The organism is Myxacorys sp., assembly GCF_059501405.1.
Map to the genome: position 1 here is coordinate 1 of NZ_JCACCM010000164.1, position 22,134 is coordinate 22,134.

15 protein-coding genes and 1 pseudogene are annotated in these 22,134 nt (G+C 48.6%); 8 read left to right on the plus strand and 8 right to left on the minus strand.

What is annotated here, in order from left to right; all coding sequences use genetic code 11:
• Positions 1-588 precede the first annotated feature (588 nt).
• Positions 589-1,194 (plus strand): FHA domain-containing protein, encoded by a 606-nt coding sequence (locus AC5I6P_RS22890; protein ID WP_495696076.1) that lies wholly within the window; start codon positions 589-591, stop codon positions 1,192-1,194.
• A 56-nt stretch (positions 1,195-1,250) separates the two neighbouring features.
• On the opposite strand, the gene AC5I6P_RS22895 is transcribed toward AC5I6P_RS22890, so the two are convergent.
• From AC5I6P_RS22895 to AC5I6P_RS22915, 5 genes are all read right to left on the minus strand, one after another.
• The gene (locus AC5I6P_RS22895) at positions 1,251-3,257 is read right to left on the minus strand and encodes a ribonuclease catalytic domain-containing protein (RefSeq protein ID WP_495696077.1); all 2,007 of its coding nucleotides are present in this window, start codon (positions 3,255-3,257) and stop codon (positions 1,251-1,253) included.
• Positions 3,258-3,367: 110 nt separating this feature from the next.
• Positions 3,368-3,583: a 30S ribosomal protein S18 gene (gene rpsR / locus AC5I6P_RS22900; RefSeq protein ID WP_162422596.1), complete on the minus strand. Its 216-nt coding sequence runs from the start codon at positions 3,581-3,583 to the stop codon at positions 3,368-3,370.
• Between the two features lie 132 nt (positions 3,584-3,715).
• On the minus strand, positions 3,716-3,910 hold the full coding sequence (gene rpmG, locus AC5I6P_RS22905) for a 50S ribosomal protein L33 (RefSeq protein WP_495696078.1): 195 nt from the start codon (positions 3,908-3,910) through the stop codon (positions 3,716-3,718).
• Between the two features lie 231 nt (positions 3,911-4,141).
• Positions 4,142-4,987 carry a cyanophycinase gene (locus AC5I6P_RS22910; RefSeq protein WP_495696079.1) on the minus strand — a complete coding sequence of 282 codons (846 nt, stop codon included), beginning with the start codon at positions 4,985-4,987 and terminating at the stop codon, positions 4,142-4,144.
• Between the two features lie 453 nt (positions 4,988-5,440).
• Complete coding sequence (locus AC5I6P_RS22915) at positions 5,441-5,638, minus strand: hypothetical protein (protein ID WP_495696080.1); 198 nt, start codon at positions 5,636-5,638, stop codon at positions 5,441-5,443.
• Positions 5,639-5,900: 262 nt separating this feature from the next.
• Here AC5I6P_RS22915 and AC5I6P_RS22920 point away from each other — a divergent pair, with 262 nt between their 5' ends.
• A complete protein-coding gene (locus AC5I6P_RS22920) occupies positions 5,901-7,811 on the plus strand; it encodes an ATP-binding protein (RefSeq protein ID WP_495696081.1) in 1,911 nt (636 codons plus the stop codon).
• 38 nt (positions 7,812-7,849) lie between these two features.
• Here AC5I6P_RS22920 and AC5I6P_RS22925 read toward each other — a convergent pair whose 3' ends face one another.
• Positions 7,850-8,761 (minus strand): mechanosensitive ion channel family protein, encoded by a 912-nt coding sequence (locus tag AC5I6P_RS22925; protein WP_495696082.1) that lies wholly within the window; start codon positions 8,759-8,761, stop codon positions 7,850-7,852.
• Between the two features lie 131 nt (positions 8,762-8,892).
• On the opposite strand from AC5I6P_RS22925, the pseudogene AC5I6P_RS22930 reads away from it, so the two are divergent.
• The 6 genes and pseudogenes from AC5I6P_RS22930 to AC5I6P_RS22955 all read left to right on the plus strand — a co-directional run.
• Positions 8,893-9,195, plus strand: a pseudogene (locus AC5I6P_RS22930) (efflux RND transporter permease subunit); the annotation flags it as partial.
• A 384-nt stretch (positions 9,196-9,579) separates the two neighbouring features.
• Positions 9,580-12,093 (plus strand): beta strand repeat-containing protein, encoded by a 2,514-nt coding sequence (locus AC5I6P_RS22935; protein WP_495696083.1) that lies wholly within the window; start codon positions 9,580-9,582, stop codon positions 12,091-12,093.
• A 76-nt stretch (positions 12,094-12,169) separates the two neighbouring features.
• Positions 12,170-12,781, plus strand: coding sequence for a hypothetical protein (locus AC5I6P_RS22940; protein WP_495696084.1), 612 nt, complete (start codon positions 12,170-12,172; stop codon positions 12,779-12,781).
• 158 nt (positions 12,782-12,939) lie between these two features.
• Positions 12,940-14,388, plus strand: a complete 1,449-nt coding sequence (locus tag AC5I6P_RS22945) for a hypothetical protein (protein WP_495696085.1) — start codon at positions 12,940-12,942, stop codon at positions 14,386-14,388.
• Entirely contained in the window at positions 14,385-17,879 is a 3,495-nt protein-coding gene (locus tag AC5I6P_RS22950) for a TonB-dependent receptor (protein WP_495696086.1), read from the plus strand. The genes AC5I6P_RS22945 and AC5I6P_RS22950 overlap by 4 nt, the downstream gene beginning before the upstream one ends.
• Positions 17,876-21,085: an isopeptide-forming domain-containing fimbrial protein gene (locus tag AC5I6P_RS22955; protein WP_495696087.1), complete on the plus strand. Its 3,210-nt coding sequence runs from the start codon at positions 17,876-17,878 to the stop codon at positions 21,083-21,085. Before AC5I6P_RS22950 ends, AC5I6P_RS22955 begins: the two co-directional genes overlap by 4 nt.
• A 22-nt stretch (positions 21,086-21,107) precedes the next feature.
• On the opposite strand, the gene AC5I6P_RS22960 is transcribed toward AC5I6P_RS22955, so the two are convergent.
• Positions 21,108-21,668, minus strand: a complete 561-nt coding sequence (locus tag AC5I6P_RS22960) for a hypothetical protein (protein ID WP_495696088.1) — start codon at positions 21,666-21,668, stop codon at positions 21,108-21,110.
• A 42-nt stretch (positions 21,669-21,710) separates the two neighbouring features.
• Entirely contained in the window at positions 21,711-21,974 is a 264-nt protein-coding gene (locus AC5I6P_RS22965) for a YkvA family protein (protein WP_495696089.1), read from the minus strand.
• Positions 21,975-22,134 lie beyond the last annotated feature (160 nt).

The following is a 22,134-nucleotide window of genomic DNA, read 5'->3' on the forward strand; positions in this document are numbered from 1 at the left end:
AGAAGAACTTGAAAGGTCATGTTAGCTACCTTTGTTTTTATTTCCCGACAACTCTCTTATTTAGAAGAAGTGTCTGCGGTAGCAAATTTCATCAGGAGTTCAGAAAGAGAATTGATTTCAGACCTCATGTAAAGCTTCCGAGAAGAAGGCAATGCAGCCTATTGTCACTTGTACAGAGAATGGTGTTTATTCTACTTAACACAAGCAAGCTCACACAAAAGGGTGAGAACGGCTCCGGTCCAACCCACCTGTTTTCATCCAAACGGCTTTTTCAAGTTTCGCTACCACTTCATTAACCTGGCAACATTTAACCTAGCAACATTTGATTTAGCATCCGAACCGCACTCACCCTAGCCCTCTCCCGCAGGAGAGGGAACAAGAGTTTGGCTCCTTCTCCCCTAGGAGAAGGGTTGGGAAGGTCTTTGACTCACTTCGTGAGGAGGGCAGCAGTAGTATCAATATTTAATATCAATATCAGTAATCGTCGAGTTAATCGCTGAAGTTCGTCAGCTTGATAGGGTCAGGTATTTAGGGTTTGGTAAATTGTTGGCTTATTGGCACAGTACGGTTACTTCTCAGATAGACATTATGTTAAATCCGTCACCGTCTAGTCAGGAAGAGGATTGTTATCGCAATTCAGAGTCGCTATCCTTCGGAGCTTCGTGCAGCGAATCGCACGGCTTTCTCAACAAGCATCCTGCCATTTCGCGATCGCGGCTTGCGGATTTTGACGATAACGTGGAGCAGTTGTCTACTTTAGTTGAGCCACTTTTAGAATCCCCCAGTCAGTGTACGACCCCCTATTTCATTCAAGGGGCAACGACAGGAAGAACGACATTTTTGACAACAAATCTAGCAGACACTAGAGAAGCTAAGCCTGTGCTGCGGTCTGCGCTAACAGCGTCTACCTGGCTGATTGGACGCAGCCACAATTGTGCAATTACTGTTTTAGACCGATCTATTTCACGCTGTCACGCGGTCATTGGGCATCATCCTGTGCAGGGCTTTTATGTAATGGATATGGGTAGCACCAACGGGACGTTTCTCAATCGACAGCGTTTGCCAATCTTAGAACGCCGCGTGTTGCAAGATGGCGATCTGATTGCGTTTAGCCATCTGCAAATCGAGTTTTTTATGATGAGTACTAAGAAAGAATCCGATCCGAACGATCGCACAATTATTGGTCAGCCCTGATCGTAGGCTTACCGAGCGATCAGTCTATCAGAATGCAGCCATCTCAGAAGGGCAACTTAGCCTACTGCTTGTGCCGCTACCTCTTGGAACCGAATTTCATCTTGACGCGGATCGACGCGACTGACCTTGAGGAGGAGTTGATCGCCAGGCGCGATCGTCCGGTTGAGCAGAACAGGCAACTCTAGCGCCAAATCTTCTAACAAAACGAGGGCTAAGCCTTCGTGTTCTCGCAGCCAGCGCAACATCAACGCTTGCCAAACTTGATCTGCATGGCGACGCAAGAATTCCAGTCCCCAGTATCGGTTCGTTTGACGCTCGACTAGGACCGCTTCATACGCGGTACTGCCGATTGTTAGCATCAGTTCTTTCACGGCCTCCTCCGAAAAGGGAGGAACGTCGCCCCGCAAGTGCGCCTTGATTTGAAAGTGAGCCAACAGATCGCTATACCGACGAATGGGAGAAGTGACTTGGGCATACGTGTCTAAACCCAAACTGGCGTGGCGAGCCGCCGTCACCGTCACTTCACTGCGCGGCATACAGCGACGAATTGCACAAGCGCGGACTGGACCCGCCGGAAGCAAGAGAAGCTCTTCCTCGGAGGGAAGGTCTGGCTGCGGCTGAGAGCGGAACGGTAGCGGAAGGCTGTGGGTCTGAGCGTAGCGAGCCGCGACTTCCCCTGCCAAAATCATCATTTCTGCCACTAGCTGTCGAGAAATGGAGTCCTCCAACACCTCGATTGTCACTTCTTCGTCCTGCACTTTGATCGACGATTCGGGCATGTGAATCGTGATCGAGCCTTGGGATTGCCGCCATGCCTGCCGCCGCTTTGTCCACCTGGCGATCGCTTCTAATTCCGATTCTGCCTGTACGCCCCACTGCACCATTTCATCAACATCTTCATAAGTGAGGCGATAGGTCGATTTGATCAAACTGGCGTGGATGCTGTAGTCCTCAACCGCCCCCGATTCATCCAAAATCACACTAAAGCTCAAGGCGCAGGATGTTTCTCCTTGATTGAGGCTCATCGGACCTGTCGCCAGTTCAGGCGGAAACATGGGAATCATGCCCGTCGGCAAATAAATTGTCGTGCTGCGGCGACGAGCTTCTAAATCAAGCTCATCTCCTGGCGTCAGCCATCGGGTTGGGTCAGCAATGTGAATCCACAGTCGCTCTCGACCATCTGGCAAAATTTCTAGACTTAACCCGTCATCAATTTCGCGGGTACTTTCATCATCAATGGTGTAGACCTTTAAGTGCGTTAGATCGAGGCGATCGCGGTCTAAATCATCGGGCGGAAACTCCAAACGCTGATGCGACACTTGCAGAACCTGGGTAGAAAACGTTGTAGGAACTTGGCTGCGCCGCAACGCAAGATTTTCGTGAGGACTCCACATCCCAAGTTCAACGAGAAGCGCCAGCGCAGCTTGAGGGGTTTCATGACGCTTGAGGGCTGCCAAAGTTTCCAGAGCGGGAGTGCGATTGGTCGCTTCCTCACCAAAGGTCGCAAATCGCTCCAGCGAATCGAGGCGTGGGCGATCGCTCGGTTGCCACTCAACCGTTTCGCCTGTTGTCGCGTGCTGCACTCGCTCTAAGAAGCTTTGCCATTCCCGCTGGCGTTGCGCCTCTGCTTCACCTTGGTGCTTCAGTTCGGCGACTTGAGCAGCAGGACGAGGTTCGTAGCGATCGCCCTTCTGTTTGAAATAAATTTTATCGTCGCTGAGAAGATGATGGGCAGCATAGCAGAGTGCGGCGCTCTGTTCAGAAAAGAGCAGCAGTGCCATCTCGCTAGGGTTAACGCTGTCCCCCATCTCATTCAGGATCTCCCACGCGACTTCCAAACTTGACGGATCGAGGTAGGGTTGAATTGTCTGGAGAAAGTGAGGAATATCGGAGGGCTTATAGGTTTGGTTTGAAATCTCGTATTCGATCTGGCGGGGATGAAGGGTGTGATGTTGACCGCGTTCATCAATCACAATCCAGTGCTTTTTGCCTTCTGGACGCTCAGCGATCGCAAGGCGGCGGTCTCCGTTGGCGCGAAATTCGACTAAAGTTCCCTTCTCCATGGAGGTCGTTGAGGTGTTATGTGTTAAATGCTACTAGTCAACAAAGTGAAGTACCCTTGGTTTAGACGAACCAAGTTCACATCCTAACACCTTAACAACACTCCACGGACTTAACCTTCTTGGTTAATAAAAGGCAACAGCGCAACAATTCTGGCTCGTTTGATAGCGACGGTTAAGTCTCGCTGCTGCTTAGCGGTTAGGCCAGTGATGCGACGAGGCAAAATTTTACCGCGTTCTGTGATGAATTTACGCAGAAGATCAACGTCTTTGTAGTCGATCGGATCACCTGGCTTGATGGGAGAGACGCGACGGCGGAAGTAACTCATGGTTCGACAATACGATAAGAGGTCAATGGGCGGTAGTCAGCAGGATAATCTTGCAAACTACGGGCAAAAACGAAGCGCTTTTGCTGACAACAAGCAGGCTATTGGATACTGCTAGCTATTTAATTTTGCAAGCTATTTAATTTCTTTGTGGTCGGTGTGTCTGTTACAGTGCGGGCAGAATTTTTTCAATTCTAAACGCGCTGTGGTATTCCGACGGTTCTTCATGGTGGTATAGCGAGAAACACCCGGAGAACGCTTAGCTGGATTGGTTCTACACTCAGTGCATTCCAGCGTAATCACAATTCTTACGCCTTTGTTTTTAGCCATAATTTCAGCAGCTTTGAGAAGATGATGGTGTCAAGACACGAATATCCATTATTTCACAGGACGGTTGAGTTGAGCAAATATTTGACTAAAAACAAAGATCAGCGCTCAATAATTCTCTTGAACGCTGGCTGTCGTACTTCAGTTTAATGAAAGGAGCGATCGCATTTAGCGATCGCTCCTCTCGATCATCTTTGTTGATTAAGGCAATAAGTGTTTCGCTCAGACAGGCGTTTAGGTCATTGGCGATCGCTTCTCTAAATCAAACTTGTATCCATCCGGCAGAATGTGCAGCGTGGCTCCGCACAGCGCTAATGGCTCGTCTTTTAATAATTCACCAACATTGTTGTGAGTGATGTTTGCAATATCAACAATAGTCACGGCTCCTTCACCGATGACTTCTAACTCCTTGCCGTTGACTGCGATCGCGGTATTTTCGTCGATACCAAATCCTAGATTGACGGGTTGTTGCGCCACCGCAGATAGCAAACGCCCTAATCTACCGCGTTGAGCAAAATGCTGATCAATGATCACACCCGGCAAAAATCCCATGCCCCGATCCATATTGACAACTTCCATCCGGGGGTTGGTTTCTGACTCACCTTCGACGATCATCATATCCGGCATCATGGCGGCTCCGGCACTCGTGCCTGCAATCACAATGCCTTCTGAGAATCGTTTGTGCAACATTGCGTCAAGTTGTGTATCTTTCATGCACTCGGTAATGCGAGCTTGGTTACCTCCGGTGAAAAAGATGCCTGTAGCTTGGGTAATCGTCTCCAAGGCCCTAGCATCATCTGCATCTTCGCGCCTTGCTGTGTCCACAACCTGCACGTCTTCAACACCCAACCGCTCGAAAATGCGCATGTATTGCTCACCCACTTCGCCAGGAAGACCAGTCGCCACGGTCATTACGGCAATTCGAGCCTGAAGTCCTCCTGCTCGGCGCACAAACTCCCGAAGGATTTTACAGTCTCCTTCTTTGTCCTCTGCTCCTCCAATGATGACTAGCTGCCCGTAGGTTTCAGGCAATGCTACATTCTCGGTTGCTTCTACGATGGATTCTGAATTCGCTACCATGTTGTTTCCTGCGCTCTGCCCTATGGGTCGTCCAGTGTATCCCTCAATAAATCACAGAACTGAAATGGGTAATAACACCCGTTTGGTAGAGATCAAGACATAAATTTGTAGGTCCTTATGGCAATAGGCTGAGTTTAATCAGCTACCAAAAAAGCGGGACTTAAGTTACGAACTTAACCCGCTTTACTCATTGTTTTATGACCGGTTTTTTATGATTCTCTGTCGATTTTTTTAGGATTAGAACTGGCGCATTCGGCTCTTATTTGCCAATCCTGAAGCATCCAGTGCGATCGCACAAGCCAGATTCTCACCGACGCTTCCAAGGAAATAGTCAGTTCTAACTACACCCTGTTACATATGAGATGCAATCTGTGTAGGCGCTCATGTTTTACCTGATAGCAAATTTCTGATTGAGCATGAGTGCTAATTGCGTGGATGGTAGTAATGTAGCCGTTAAGCGCACTCAATCAAATCAGATAGGAACGACCGAGCTTGCTCTAATGATAGGTGCCTTGGCTTACCTTGGTAAACGATCTGATACTCATTTGAGTATTCTCCGTCTCCGTATCCGGAGATTAGGTGATGGTGAAATGCATACTCAGCAAGGTGCTGCACTTCACCTCTAAGAGTGGCGTCTGTTGCAGTACTCATGATAATTTTGTTTCCTCTTTGAACTTTGTACGGTTCCTAGGTGCTATAAAGGCTACTTGATTAATGTATGAATTTCACCCACCTGTAGGCCTAACCCGATCGAGAGAACATTTAGCGCGATCGCTCTCCAGAAAGAGCAACGGAACCGGGTAATTTTCAAGATTTCATAACGCAGGCTGGCTCAATCAAAGCCTTATGGTAGACGCAAAAAGCGGGTTTCAGAACTAATGTCGAACCGTAGTTGCGATCGCATTCATGACCAATGGTTTTACATACAGATCCTCATCCAACTCGCGTAAACGCCAGGAAAACTGATGCGTTTGACCTATTTAATCTTAATTACTACATTGGTCCAAATCCGTACCTCAATACGGCTGCCTTTGCCTTTCAGTTCGCGCTGACAGGAAATACCGAACCCCTGCCGCTTGAACATTATGTTGCAAAAGTCAGCGATCGCTATCCTCATCTCGCGGATGAATCTTACGAATCCCACGCTCACTTATTTGTTCGTACCCTCGCCGAAGTCAGCCGGCTCGACATGGAGTTACATCTCGATCGCTGGAGCATTGCCCCGGCTCATGAATCGTTTCAGATTGCGGTGCAAGCCTTGCATCGCCGCACCAGTCGAGCCATCATTTACAGTGTATGGGACTGGTTTGAAGCGATTACGCAAGACAAACGATTTTGGATTGAAGACCAAATTGAAGAACTGCAAGCTTCATTTCGCCAGTCTGTCTATGGCGGGCCTACCGTGTATGCTTTGCTCAAAACGGCAGAAGAACATGGGATTCCGACCTTCTATTTGTGGGACGAAGGGCTGATGCAGTATGGCTACGGCAGAAAGCAAGTGCGGGGAATTGCCACCACATTTGATGGAGATAGCCATTTAGATTCTGACTTTACGACTCGCAAAGACGATTGCAAAGCGTTTTTGAGTACGCTTGGATTTCCGGTTCCTCAAGGCAGAATTGTTGTTGACCTCGATGAAGCTTTGACTGCCGCCGATCGCATCGGCTATCCGGTTGCTGTTAAACCCGTCGTCGGTCACAAAGGCATCGGCGTCACGGCAAACGTGCAAGATGAGGATGAGCTAGAATTTGCCTTCAATCGTGCGGTTGAAGCGATTCCACCCGACCAATCGATTCGCGTGATTGTAGAGCGCAGTATCACGGGTAAAGATTTTCGATTGTTGTGTGTGAATGGTCGGTTTGTGGCGGCAACGGAGCGGCATCCGGCAACTGTTACAGGCGATGGAGATTCGACGATTCAAGAATTGATCGATCGCGAGAATCGTAAGCCCGATCGCAGCGACACGCCAACCTCGCCCCTCGGAAAAATTAAGCTCGATGAGTCATTGGAACTCCATCTCAAAGAGCAACATTTAACGCTCGACAGTGTGTTAGAGGCAGGTCGAACTGTTCCTTTACGTAAAGTGGCAAACCTGTCAGCGGGTGGGATGAGCATTGATGCAACGCATTCCATTCATCCCGACAACATCGTGTTGGCCCAAGATATCGCTCAGCATTTCCGGTTGACCTGTTTAGGCGTGGATGTGATCGCTCGCGATTTAGCCCATTCTTGGAAATCTGGAGAGTTTGGCATTATCGAAATTAATGCGGCTCCTGGCATTTTCATGCACTTGAGACCTGCGATCGGGGAACGGGTCGATGTCACATCTGCAATCTTGAAAACGTTTTTCGCTTCTGGAGCCGATGCCCGCATTCCAACCATCACGTTCAATCGCGTTGCAGTTCAAGAACTTCAAGAATTGATCGATCACATCCTGTTGATTCATCCTGACTGGACGATTGGCGCAGTCTGCCGAGATGCTGTTTTCATCAATCGTTCCGAGAAAAACCAGCACGCGGACTACAACACGAATGTTCAGAACCTATTGCGCAATCCTAAACTCGATCTCTTGATTACCGAGTACCGAGAAAACGTTCTTGACACGGCCGGAATGTTCTACTACGGCAGTAATATTGTGATCTTGGATCATCCAACCGACATTGAGATGATGCTAACCCGAGATGTGTTTGAAGATTCGACGATTGTGATCAAGCAGGAAGATCAGATCTCCATTCGTCGTGAGGGATTGTTTGAGCAATATCAGTTAGGGTTTCACGAACCATTTAGCCGAGTGTATCTCAAGGAGGTCGCTACCATTCTGTAGCAATAGCCAGACTCAGCAGGCTCCAAACTCAGTAGGATTTAGTCATCTTGATGAGCAACTTGATCTAGCGACGTGCCTCCCTTTGTTAGTGTCAATTCCTTTGAAACTTCAATCTGAAGCGTTCGGATCGGAAACGGGATGTTGATATTAGCGCGATCGCACGTCGCTTTCAGTGCCATGATGACTCGACTTTTCGTTCGTCTAACATGCATAATCTGAGGTAACGTCCAGTACCGCACCATCAGATTGATCGAGCTATCGCCAAAGCTCACGACATCGACTTCAGGAGTCGGTTTTGGCAGAACGCCTTCGACTTCTAACAAGGATTGGTAGAGCGTCTGGACCGCCTCAGGTAAATTCGTTTGATAGTGAACGCCAATTTCTAAATCTGTGCGGCGATGAGGAAACGCGGTCAGAACGTGAACTGGACTTGTAAACACAAGGGCATTAGGAATCACCACTCGCTCGCCATCATAGGTACGGATTTGCGTGGCTCGAATGGTAATTTCATCAACCGTTCCTTCGTAATCATCAACAATAATCTGATCGCCGAGTCGAAACGGTTCGTTTAACAGTAATAAAACACCCGCTAGAAAGTTTTTGAAGATATCTTGAAACGCAAAACTGATTGCAACAGAACTTAGTCCTAACAATCCAATCACATCGCCTAAGCGCATCGTTGGAATTGAAATTACACAAGCCACTAAAATTCCAGCAATCCAAGTAGCAACATAGCTAAGTTGAGTAAATAGCAGTTGCAACGATTGACTTCGGAGTGTACGTTTTGCTCCAAGAATCATCATTCGCCTCACAAATTGCGCGAGATAGCGAGTGAAAAGTAAAACCGCGATCGCCATCAAATATCCTGGCAGCAAGCGGACTCCATCACCGATTAAGTTAAGCAAACTCTCGTGAATCTGTTGAATTAATGCATTCATAAAACCAGACATACTTCCCAAGGATTATCTCCCTCACCCTGACATAATCGTATAGCACTAGTCACCTCACCAAAGGTTCATTGAAAGACGAATGTTGCGCTTCTAAAACAGCTTTAAACCAGTCTCCTTAAGCGGATGCTGAAACCGTTGAAGAAACCGTGACCATGCCCGTCGAGCGTCAGGTGAACGGGGTGGAGAAAATAGCGTATATTTCTTCAACCAGCAGCAATGATGGCGCTAGCTCTGTCTCGACCTACTTCGAGACGGGAACTGATCGCAATATCAATCAGGTCAACGTGCAAAACCGGGCTGCGATCGCGCGCTGTTTTCTGCTAAAAGGAACTGTCCTCAGTCAAGTACGAAGTGAACCTGATGCACTATACACAAACGCCGCGCTTGTAGTTGGTACGCACTTTAAAGAGTTGAACCTGATCTGCTTTGTCTAAGTAATTTCCTCTAACCCTTTTCATATAGCCTTGGACGCCCGATCTCAGCGATGGGTTGATTTGTCGTGGCGCGTTGATCCGCTACCATGCGAAATTTAAAGTATAAATTATCACTATTATTCAGTGATCTTGCTGAGAAGACAATGGGCATTTCATCTCAATGTGTTCATCACGGAAATTTAGGGCAGTCTAATCCTAGTTCTAACTACTGAGCTGCTTGTTTCATTTGCTTGTGTCCTCCCTCTAAAGGGGTATCTTCAGTGCTCCGATTTGTAATGGAGATTAGAAGTTTGCTTCTCAAAATCTGAAGACCGAACGCTACGTTTTGCTGCCCTTTAGCTCTAACAGCTTTGCTTCTGACTGTTATTACTTCGATCTACCCGTATGAACCTCTCTCTACATTCACGCTGGCGGTATGTGTTAGCCGCAGTTGCAATTGGCAGTACCTTTCCCCTGACAGCTCCCGTTTTAGCGGGAGGCACAGCCGCCGGGGACACAATCAGAAACACGGCAACAGGTACATTTACAGATGGAACCACAACTTATAACACGACCTCTAATGAGGTCACGATCGTAGTTTCTGAAATTGCTGGAATTACCGTGACGGCTCAACCTCCGAGCGCGGCGACTCCAAATGCGGGGGACACGCTCTACGTGGAATTCCTGATTACCAACACAGGAAATGATCCGACGCAATTCTTTATTCCAGGCGTTGCTACGCTCTCTAACACCTCCAAATTTAGCCAAAACGGAAACATCCAAATTGTTGAATTAAACGGCACACCATTAGGAACATTTGTAAACGTTCCCAATGCTGGAGACACGACAGGCAATTTACTTGGAACCGGAGCAACCCAGGGATCATTGCCTGCAAATCCAGGGACAGGAGCAACCGGAACAATTAAAGTTCGTGTACCGATTAAGGTATTGGGGACTGCGATCGCAGGAGACGCGCTCACCGTATCGCTAGGTAAAACGACTCCTGCTAATGGACAGAATCAAGACCGGACAGGCAGCATTGAGCCAGAGGATGTCTACACCGTAGACAATGCGAACGGAGTTGGCGGCGAAACGAATGCGACCAATCCCGGAGTGAAGGAAGCAATGGCGACTAGCGCTTCTATTGTGGTCAATGCTCGACAGCAAGCCTTTGCATCTGTCCTCAAAGCAGTGGGTAGCTACGTCAACAACAACACACCAAACGTGCTTACAGATGACGTTCTCACCTATCGACTAGCACTACGAGTCGAGAATCCTACGACTCCTCCAACCGGAATTGTCGCATCCGATTTATACGGCACTCAGCTAGACGTTAATAACATCACGACCAAGCCTTACGTGCTTGTTTCCGATGCGATTCCTGCTGGCTTACAGCTCAGTGCAACAACCGATCCCACTCGTGCACCTGGGGGATGGATTCCAGTCTATACCCAAGATCCTGTGACCACAACGGCACTTAAGGCAAAGTGGACAACCGATCAACCGATAGCCGGGCCACCCATCACGCGAGTCGGCTTCATCTACGACACCACCACTACTCCACTTTCTAGAGGAACTGTTGGAATAGGAAATACCATTTCTGGCTTCGCCTTCGACCTCACTCCAATAGGCTCCTTTACAGGCGGACAAATTGCCAATATTGCTCAGGTCTTTGGTCAGTCTCAACCCGGCGCTGTTGTACCCGGAACACCGACCCAGATTGTATATGACGAGTCGGGTGACCAAACGGCGAACAATGGCTTAGCCAGCAGTAATCCTGATCCTACTGGTGGCTCTGCTGCTAGTGGTGGCATTAGTGATGGAGTTGCTAATCCTACTGCGGATGGGACAGATCCGGGAACCGGAAATGATCCTACAACGAGCGGCACGAACCAAGGAACGGATGGCGGCGGTAATGGAAGCAAAACGGTCGGTGGTGAAGACACCGTATATACGATCGCGGCAACGCCTCTCAACGGCCCATTCGGGCAACCCGGTGCAGTTGGACCAACTAGTAATAACGATGATTACACCAACAAATCAATCGTTGTTCCGCTTAATACATCGCCTAGTACTCCGCTAACGGATGCTCAAACGCCACCGATCACCTTTGACAACACGGCTCAAAACACCAGCGCAAGCTCGGCAGTGATTGCCCTCTTGCCAACGCGTCCCGATGTTGCAACGGCACTACCAGACAATACCAAGGTAACCATTACTGATCCGGCAACAGGCAATAACGCAATCTATAACTACACTTCAGCAGGCGGATTCGCTTTTGTATCAGGTACAGGAGCCACAGCTACCAGTCCAGTGAAGTTGACCATTGCAGGCAATAGCACAGCTAACTACAAGGTCACAATCGATTTGCCTGATGCGCCTCAACTGACAGGTTTCCCAGTTCCAATCACGGCGTTTATCGATACAAACAACGATGGTAGCCCAGCCAATGAGCCGAGTAACATCACCATTGATCGTCTCTACACCAACTACGTCAGTTTGGTGAAAGAAGCGCGAATGCTGGAATCGAATGGAACGCCAGTTGCAGGTGCGGCAGGTATATTTACGACCAATCAGGCCGACCTCAGCGCTGCTGCGACTCCAGGCAGAATCATCGAGTATCGCATCACCTACAAAAATATCTCGACGAGCGGTGGAACGAACAGCGTTACCTTACCCGCTAACAACCTGGTGATTACTGAAAATGGCAGTGCTGGAACCAACACTTGGTTTACGACCACGTTTGATCAGAAGTACGCCACGAGCGGCGGCAATGGTTCCGCAGTCGATCCAGGTGGAACGATCGCGGTGACAACCAGTGGCACTCCGGTAGACATCCAAACGTATACCGATACCGTACCATCTGTCGCGCCTGGTTCTGCGGGAGGTGTGTTCATCTTCCAGCGAACGATTAAGTAAAGGAAATGGCTTTGGCAAGGATGAACGGAGCTTGAAGAAGCCGAAATTTGAGTTGTTGCAGTCACAAGGATTAATCATGAAAAAGTATTGGATATTGGGTGCAGGTGCTGCGATTGCACTCTCGGCACTTCCGCTAAATGGCTCCCCTGCCCTCGCAGAGCGAGCTTCCCTTGGAATCGCGCAAATTTTCAACGGTTCAGCCATTAGCGCAACGCGCAACTTCGTAGAAATCGCGCAAAATGTTCTGACACAACCGAAGGTCAATCTACATCTGGTAGTAGATCAGCAAGTTGTGAAAAAAGATCAGCAGGGCAAAACCATCACGACTTGGCAGCCAATGAATGGCAAGGTGCAAGCAAAACCGGGCGATATTTTCCGGTTTACGGTGACGGGTAAAAATGAAGGCAATCGCGAAGCCAAGAATTTTGCAATTACGCAACCTGTGCCTAAAGGAACGGTCTATCAGCTAGATTCAGCGACCCTTGCTCAAGGTATTATCGCGACCTACAGCATTGATCAGGGCAAAACCTTTGTGGCGCGGCCCGTTGTTAAAGTGACGCTGCCCAACGGCAAGGTGGAAGAGCGCCCCGCGCCAGCAAAAGCCTATAGTCACGTGCGTTGGACGATGAGCCAAGATCTCAAACCTAACGCTAGTGCGATCGCGGCCTATCAAGTCAAAGTCCGCTAGTTTTTCTCAAGGTTAGGGAGGTAGTTTAGCCTCCCTACACCCTTCTATCCTCACCAAAAGATGTTGGGTGCTAGCCTCAGAACGCCTATATCAGTTTTGACGAGCGATCGTTCTACTGCTTCATCAGTCCGCAGTTTCCTACCCGATTTGGCTCCCCCATGTTTCACCGCAACCGAAGTCGTCTCTTAACGGCGTTACTTCTCTCCAGTATTCTCTTCCAACCCCTAGCTGTGAAAGCTGCCACTAGTATTCTCAACACTGCCTCTTATTCATTCCAAGATGCAGAAAAAAATACTGTTTCAGGAACAACCAATCAACTGAAGCAGGAGTTAGTTGATCCGTTTGGGCGAATTCGAGGCTGTGGGGGAGAAGTTTTGCCAGATTATGCTGGGTTTAGCGTCGGACTGTATGACGCGAGTGCGAACGATATGCCTATGGCATTGGTTTCACTCACTAGAACGGGAGCGGGAACGAGTTTCACAGGTGCGCCGCCTAACCTTCAAAATAGCAATCCTTTCTTTCTCGCAAATGACGAGCCAAAGGGAGCGTACAACTTCTTTCTCAATCGGAGCAACGGACAGATTGAAGTCGGTAAACGCTACATCTTAATTGTCAGTCCGCCTACAACTCTAAATCGCTACAGTCAACGCCAAATTCGGATTGTAATTACAGCAAGAGATGATGTTGCGAATACGGTTTCGTACACAGCAACGGCATTAGATGGTAGAGGCATCAGCCTGGACGGAGATCCAGCGACTTTCTCAACGACGGTAGCGATTAGTGATGCAGCCGGAACAGGACTCACGCTCTCGGCGCTAAGTTTGCTCGATCGCCCGATTTGTGTAGGTGCATCTCAACCCGTTCAGATTATCAAAACCGCCGATCGCGCCGCCGCAGAACCGGGCGATACAGTGATCTATCGCCTCTCGGTGCGGAACTTAAACACCGTTGCTAGCAATCAAATCGAGATTGTTGATCAATTGCCGCTAGGATTTGTCTTTCTGCCTAAAAGCATTCGGGGTGAATTGGGAGGAAATGCAGTTGTCATTTCGGCAACTCAGGCTGGCTCAACGGTTACGTTCAGATCCAATGGCAGCATTCCTCCAGAGGGTGTACTAAACGTTGCTTATGCGGTTCAACTCAGTCCTGACTCAGTGCGAGGCTCGGGCGAAAATCTTGCGAGTGTTAGCGTTCGTAGATCTGACACTAACGCTGTTCTTCGAGACGGACCTTCTAAGTATCGTATTCGTATTCGTCCTGGCATTCTATCTGATTGTGGAACGTTGATCGGGCGGGTGTTTGACGATAAGAACTTTGACGGTGAACAACAGCCAGGAGAACGAGGAATTCCGAATGCGATCGTGTTCCTAGACGATGGCACGCGCATCACAACCGATGTCAACGGCATCTTCTCCGTTGCAAACGTGATTGCAGGCAGCCGAACGGGTGTTTTGGATCTCAGCAGCGTTCCTGGCTATACCTTTGCCCCCAATCGCTACATCAAAGAACGGAATAGCCAATCCCGCTTAGTGCGCCTCGAACCGAGTGGATTAGCACGAATGAATTTTGCAGTCACGCCCGTAGCGTCGCAGGCAGGCAAACCATGAAGACAGTTCAGAAATCGTTTACCGCTTGTCTACTAGGGCTGCTGATCACTGAAGCAATCGGCTTGCTGCTGATCTCGTCTAGAGGAATGGCAGCGACTCCCGTAGCGTCGCCTACCCTAACGCCTCAACTTGTTGTACAAGCTCCCACCGTTCAACCTTCTCCAACAGTTAAGGCAACGCCTGCTCAAGCGCCGTCTCTCACGATCGTATCTCCACCTGCAAATGCGATCGCGGATGCACCTTCAACTACTGTTGTTCTAAAGTATGCGCTCGGTCGTCAAGTTGAACTACGGGTAAACGGAAATCTTGTGAATGCTTCGCTGATTGGTCGGACTGAAACCGATCAGCAAAATAAGCAAATCACACAAACCTGGTATGGTGTAACGCTACAAGATGGCGATAATACCATCACAGCGCAAACTTTAGTCAATGGTAAGGTTGAAGAAACATCTTCAATCAAAGTTCAAGTCCGGGGAGTCGCGAACCAATTATCAATTCGCACACTAGAGACACGAGTTCCGGCAGATGGGCGATCGACCGTGACTGTTATTGGAGAACTGCTCGACGCTGGTGGCAACCGCTCCAACCGAGATGCGATCGTCACTCTCAAGCCCAGCGCAGGTGAATTTGTCGAACCCGACTTTAGCCCCGAACAACTAGGCTATCAAATCAAGGCGATTGGAGGAGAATTTAGAGCGACGCTGCGATCAAACATTCAAGCGCAAACCGTGAGAATTCAAGCCAAAACAGACGCATTGGATGCGTTTACGCAAGTTCAGTTTGAAACCGATTTGCGTTCCTCAGTGGTCACAGGGTCGATTGATCTACGGTTTGGCAAACGCGGCACCGATTTCTACCGCAGCTTTCGAGATTTTTTGCCGACCGATGGCAACAACAACTATCACTTAGCAGGTCGGGGAGCCGTTTTTGCGACAGGAAAGGTAGGAGACTGGCTCGTGACCGGAGCCTACAACAGCGATCGCGCACTCAACGAAACCTGCGATGGCACAGCCTATCTATTTCGCGCTCAGCAATTTTGCGATCAGAACTATCCAGTGTATGGCGATAGTTCTAAAGTCGATGTGCTGACCCCTTCAATCGACAGCGTTTTCCTGAAGCTAGAGCGCACGTCTCGCCGCACGAATGGTGTTGATTACTTTATGTGGGGTGACTACAATACCGAGGAATTTGCGACGCGATCGCAGCAATTCACCGCAACCTCGCGTCAACTCCACGGATTTAAGTCTAACTACAACATTGCTAACCTCCAACTGAGTGCGTTCTACGGCAACAATGTGCAAGGCTTTCAGCGCGATACGATCGCGCCTGATGGGACGAGTGGGTTCTACTTTCTCTCACGACGGTTGCTTATTGGGGGTAGCGAGAACGTTTTTCTAGAAACCGAAGAGTTAAATCGCCCCGGCACAGTGCTTGAGCGAAAGCCGCTGAATCGCGGAGTTGATTATGAAATTGACTACGATCGTGGAACGCTGCTATTTAGACAACCGATTCTCAGAACGGACGTTGATGCGCTTGGACAGGTTCTTGTTCGGCGCATTGTCACGACCTATCAATACGAAAATCAGCAGGGCGATAAGAGCGATATTTTTGCAGGTCGTGCCGTTTATCACTTCTCTAAAACATCGGGGCAAGAGAGTTGGATTGGTGCAACGTATCTGCTAGAAAGCCAAGGCGTGCGAGACTTTGAACTATACGGTTCAGATGCCATGTTCTCGTTTGGTAATGGCAGTGTTATTGCGGAATATGCTCACTCTAGCAATCGTTCTGATGTTCTCGGTTTGGTTGACGGTTCTGCTTACCGGCTTGAAGCCAATGCTCAAATCGCGTCAAGAATTGGAGTGCGCGGCTATTACAGACACACCGATACTGGATTTGCTAACGATGCAACGGTGAGTTTTGTTCCAGGTCAAACTCGTTACGGGGCAGAGGTAACGGGTAATGTTTCTACAACCACAAAACTTCGAGTACAGTATGACCACGAAGACAATACAGGTATTGCACCTCGCCGCCTAGATACGTTTCAAGATTTATTTGCTCCTCGAACTGAAGCGATTCCTGGTACGCAAGTCGATAATTCTCTGACAACGATCGCACTCGGCGTTCAGCAACAGTTTGGTAGTGCTGCGCTTAATGTAGATCTGCTTCACCGCGATCGCACCGATCGGCTCTCTCCCGAATTTAGTGGCTCATCCGATCAACTGCGATCGCGGCTCTCGCTACCCATTGCAAAAAATCTCACGTTTCTAGCTCAGAATGAAACGACGCTTTCATCTGAAACTGACGCGGTGTACAGCGATCGTACAGGATTAGGACTGAGTTGGGCAGTGATGCCGGGAACCAGTTTAGATCTGAGCCAGCAGTTCTACACGCGCGGGCAATACGCCGGTCAAGCGATTACAACTCTGGGTCTGAACAGTGAATATAAGTTTGGGCCTGATACTACGCTGCACGCTCGCTATGGCATTGTTGGCGGAGCAAATAGCTGGACAACCCAAGGCGCGATCGGGGTCAACCAAGGATTAGCGATCGCGCCAGGGCTACGAATGAATTTGGCGTATGAACATATCTTTGGCGGCTTTTTTGGCAATACTGGTGCGGGAACTCGATTTGCTCAGCCGTTTGCGGTTGGGCAGAGTGCATCTGCTCTAGGATTACAAAGTGGCGATAGTTATAGTGCAGGACTGGAATATACGGGAAGTAAAGAGTTTCAGGCAAGCGCACGCTACGAACATCGTAGTTCTTCGGGTGGAGACAACACAGTTATTTCGGCAGCCGCAACGGGAAAGATATCACCTGCGTTAACCGCGTTGGTTCGTTATCAGCAAGCCAATTCTGCTAACCAAACGCTGATTGGGTTGGATGACACGAAGGAACTGAAGCTGGGATTAGCCTACCGCGATCCGAACGATGACAAGTTTAATGCGCTGCTGCGCTTTGAGTACCGTAAAAATCCGTCTACGATTCCCGATACGATTTTGTTTGGCAGTGGCACGGGAACAGAAGACCGTACGATCGCGCTCGAAGGCATCTACGCTCCGAACTGGCGCTGGGAGTTTTACGGTAAGTACGCATTGCGTCATAGTACAACCTACCTCGCCAGCGACCTAGCAGGAACGGGTGATGTTTCTCTGGCACAAGTGCGAGCGACTTACCGCTTTGGCTATAGCTGGGATGTGGTGGGCGAAGTGCGGCGGATTGCTCAATCGAGTGCTGGCTATAGTGAGACTGGAGTTTTGTTAGAAGCGGGCTATTATCTGACGCCAAATTTGCGCTTGGCGGCGGGCTATAGCTTTGGTCGGGTGAGCGACAGGGACTTTGACGGCTCGCGATCGGCGGGAGGATTCTACGCGGGATTAACAATCAAACTAAATGAATTGTTTAGTGGCTTTGGGCTGCAAAAAGCTGCGCCATCTCAGCAACAAGCGTCTACAGTGAAACCGAACATGGCATCTGCGCCAGAGAAGCAATGATGAAGCAAGTAAAAAAAGCCCCAATTCAGTCAACTCTATTTCGGAACTTGCTAGCAGGCGCGATCGCGCTAAGTGGTTTGGTCAACTGGCAGCAGAGCGCGATCGCAGAAGGCAGCCGAGAATTGGTCAAAAATGGCGGCAGCCGCCCTTACACTGAATGGAGAACTGATTCTACATCAACCTTTAAACGACGCACCATTCTAAAAGTTTATGCCAATGCTGGAGAAGTGATTAATCTTGGCTCTAGCGCCGTAGGAGTAGGGACTAATAGCAACATATTACTGTTTAGTGAGACAGATAGCGTTGATTCACCATCAACCGCTAAGCTTAACTGCAAAACTGCTCAATCGGGAAAAGGCATCTTAGACACCAGAGCAAAGGAAATAGCAGGTCCTCTACCCGCTAGTGGAGGGTATACGCCCTGTACTTATACAGTTCCAACAACCGGAGTTTATCAGGTTGTGTTTTACGGTCCTACAATCGGATCGGGCGCTGGAGCAGATCCAGTTGCGGCAACTAACGCTGACGACATCGCAAATCCTTGGATTGACAGTAACCAGAAGTCGTCTGTCGCTATGTGGGACATTACTGTGCGGAGTAGTGCTACCTCTACAGTTGATCTAAATGGTCGTGTCTTTTCAGACTATGTTTCTCTAAATATGGGTTCAAGTAATCGCTACTTGAAATCAGAACTTTTTATTCTGACGCAAGATGGCTACCGTTACAGTACAAATCTTGGTGTAGGAAGCGGTCTTGATCCCTACGGATTCATTTTCTTCTCTAATTCCCTAGGTCTTCTCAGTTCAAGCGGTAGTCCTTTGTATGCAACAGGAAAGCTCCCTTTAGCAGGCGGCATTACACTTCAACAACCTGTGCATCGGCTGTTTTTTAATGCACCTAGCACCACGGCGGTCGATGGGTTGGGCGTTCCACTCATGGCAATCGCTCCCTCTCCTGCTAGCAATTTTATGTTCACAGGCGGAACAGGAGGCAGTGGTAATCAAACGCCTCAAGGCGTCGGTGGAACCTTTAGCTTTGATGCACCTCAAAGTGGAAGTTACCAGATCATCATCGACACCAATAACAACGGTACTTATAGTTCTGCTGATGGCGATCGAGTATTGGAAGGAAAAACGAATTCAGGCTTTAATACTGTCTCTTGGGATGGCAAGAACGGAGATGGGACTGTGCTGCCTCCTCTTGCAGGTAATGCAGCCTATCCAACTAGAATTGTCTTGAGAGGTGGAGAATATCACTTTCCTCTCATAGACGTAGAATCAGGCAAAGATGGATTTAAGATTCAAATGTTAAATCCACCTGGTGGATTTTCGACGGGTGCTACAGCAACAACTGTTTATTTCGATGAGAGAAACTACACAACAAATGGAACATCCGTAACTCTTGGTTGTTCTAGTCCCACTGTTCCGATTTGCGATGGACGAGCAGGAGTTGATAGCGCTAGTGGCGCTCACAAGTTCGGAACAAACACAGGTAGTGAGAGTGATTATGGTGATCAAAAAGTAATCGATACTTGGATCTATTTTCCAAGTTCGATTGTTACGACTCCTTTAGTTGTCACAACGGCTAATAAGGCGAATGTTCAGGGTAAAAAAGCAGTCCGATTTCTTACTGACACTAATGGTGATGGCAAGGTTACAGTAGGCGATCAAGTTGAATATACCATTACCTATTCTAATTCCACTCCTGCTGCAACTAGCGATGCAACTAGCTTTGTCATAAACGACACGCTACCGTCTCAACTAACGTTTTCTAGTGCTGCTATTGTTTCTCAAACGGCAGGTAACACGATTACTCTCAATTCTAGCTACGGTGGATCTGGCGCTCTGACCAATACAGGTACTCTCCGCAAAGGTGACACTATTACAATCAAAATCGTTGCTACCATTAACAGTGACAATGGTGGAAGCGCGATCGCTAACCAAGCAAGTGCAACCTTCAGTACTCCTGACAATCCTGGTTCAACAGTTGGTACAGTTATTTCAGATGCTGATGCTGCTGGAGCCACGGCTAATCCGCCTTCAGTCAGCGCTCCTTTCTTTCAAGCCGCTGACAATGGCGTTAATTCTGGAAATGACCCAACCAGCACAGCCGATGATGATCCTACCCTAATCAATGTTGTACCAGTATTATCTAGTTCTCTTACAGCCGATAAATCAGTTGCTCTAGTAGACGATCGTGATAAATCTGGCGGTACAATTCCCCTTGCCAGCCAAACTGCAACTCCTGGTGATATTTTGGAGTATACGATCGCAGTCAGCAACACAAGTACTACTACTTCAGCCAACAACGTTGTTCTAACCGACGCTATCCCAACGAATACTACCTATGTTCCGAGTACACTACAAATTTCAACTGGAGCCAATAGCGGCGCTAAAACCGACGCATCAGCAGATGATCAAGCAGAAATATCAGGTTCTCAAATCACGTTTCGATTGGGAACAGGAGCCACTGCCGCAACAGGCGGTATGTTAGGAACAACAGCCGCTGATAAAAGCGCGACGGTTAAATTTCGAGTTCAAATTAATGATCCCCTGCCAAACGGAGTAGCGACTGTATCAAACCAAGCGATCGTATCTAGCGCTGGAGTTGCTAACGTCAACAGTAACGATCCCAGCACTCCTACCGCCGCTGATCCCACCGTTACAACAATCGGTCCTCGGTTGCGATTAGTGAAGCGCATCACGGGTGTGACCAAGGCGACAGTGGGTAGCACTAAACAGACAGTGGGTGGTTATAACGATTTAGCAACCGACCCCAATGACAACGCATCTGGTTGGGCAGGGGGCAGCGCGGCTTACCTGCTAGGAGCTATTACAGGTAGCCAAATTCCGGCCCCTAACCCTGGAGTACCCGCTCCCAAAGATGAAGTAGAGTATACGATCTACTTCTTATCCGATGGAGCAGGCACAGCCCAGAATGCAAGTATCTGTGACTTCGTGCCTGTTAACCAAAGTTATGTTCCAGGTTCACTGGAGTTGAATTTTAATGGAACGACAACCGCGATCGCAGATGGTTCAGGCACAGGTCTCAGTAGCGGTTTCTATACAGCCAATTTTCCAACGGCGTGTCAGGGTACAAACAATAGCAAAGGCGCGGCTTACTTCCAAATCGGGAACGTCACGTCGGTAAATGCTACCCCTGCGAGTTCCTACGGGTTTGTTCGTTTCCGCGCCAAAATAGATTAAGGCTTAATGAGTTTCAAGGCTATCAAATCTTAGCAACAGCGCTTTGCAAAAAGGTCTTCAACTGCTGACGAATTTGCTGTTCTTTCCTGGCGATTAATGCGCCTGCTCTACCAACCTTTAGTTCGGCTTCGGCTTGCTTCTGCTGAAACTCATTAGAAGAGGCAGTTTCAAGCGCGCTCTTATACCAGTTCACCGCTTGACCCACTCGTTGCTTTCCAGCTATGTAGCGATCGCTGTAGCGTTCGGTTAAGGTTCTGTCAGCCTGCGCCAGTGGCTCGCGCAGTTGGGTAACGAGTCGATCCTTAATCACGGTGAACAGCATTACGATGCTAGTCAATAGATCAGGTGAAGTGGCTCGATTCGTTTCTTCAGAGGCTTGAGAGCCATCGCTCAGATTTACCGTGACTGTATCAAATGTGTTTTGTGCAATCGCACTCAGCGTACCTGCTCCTTCTTTCACTTCAGCAAATGCCTGACTCGACGCATTCCAAACAATATCTCGAATGCGAGTTGCCCGCGTTCCACCTTCTGTCTTTGCTTTTTGAAGATTGGTTGAAAGTTGGTCTTTTATCGGATCAGACATAGTTTACCTTCCGTGTGATTGAAGTTTGCTGAGCGTGTGGTGTTAGCTGATTGTAGCGGCGTTGGTTGTATCGACTTTTGATTTGCGATTTTTGAGTTGTTCGAGCAGAATCTGAGAGACTTCTGTGACCAAGAGAGTTGCAACTACTCCGTCGTCAACCCAACCTAAGATGGGTAACAGATCGGTCAGAGCATTGAGAGGACTGACTAAGTAGAGCAAGCTACCCAACATAATCAACCAACGATATTTAGAATTCCGTAGCGTCGCACGATACCAGTTGTAGAGCGGCTGAATTAGAAATTTCATTAGGTTGTCCTGTTGTTGACTCTTCTATCATGCCAAGTTTCTCAGTCTCTGTCCGGTGGGGAAAACCCACGATTTTGTCGTAACATTCCCACTCGTTCTGTGGCGTTCCGCTTCACTCATTGCAGATAGCTTTTTAACATTAAACGGCTTCTGCTTCCAT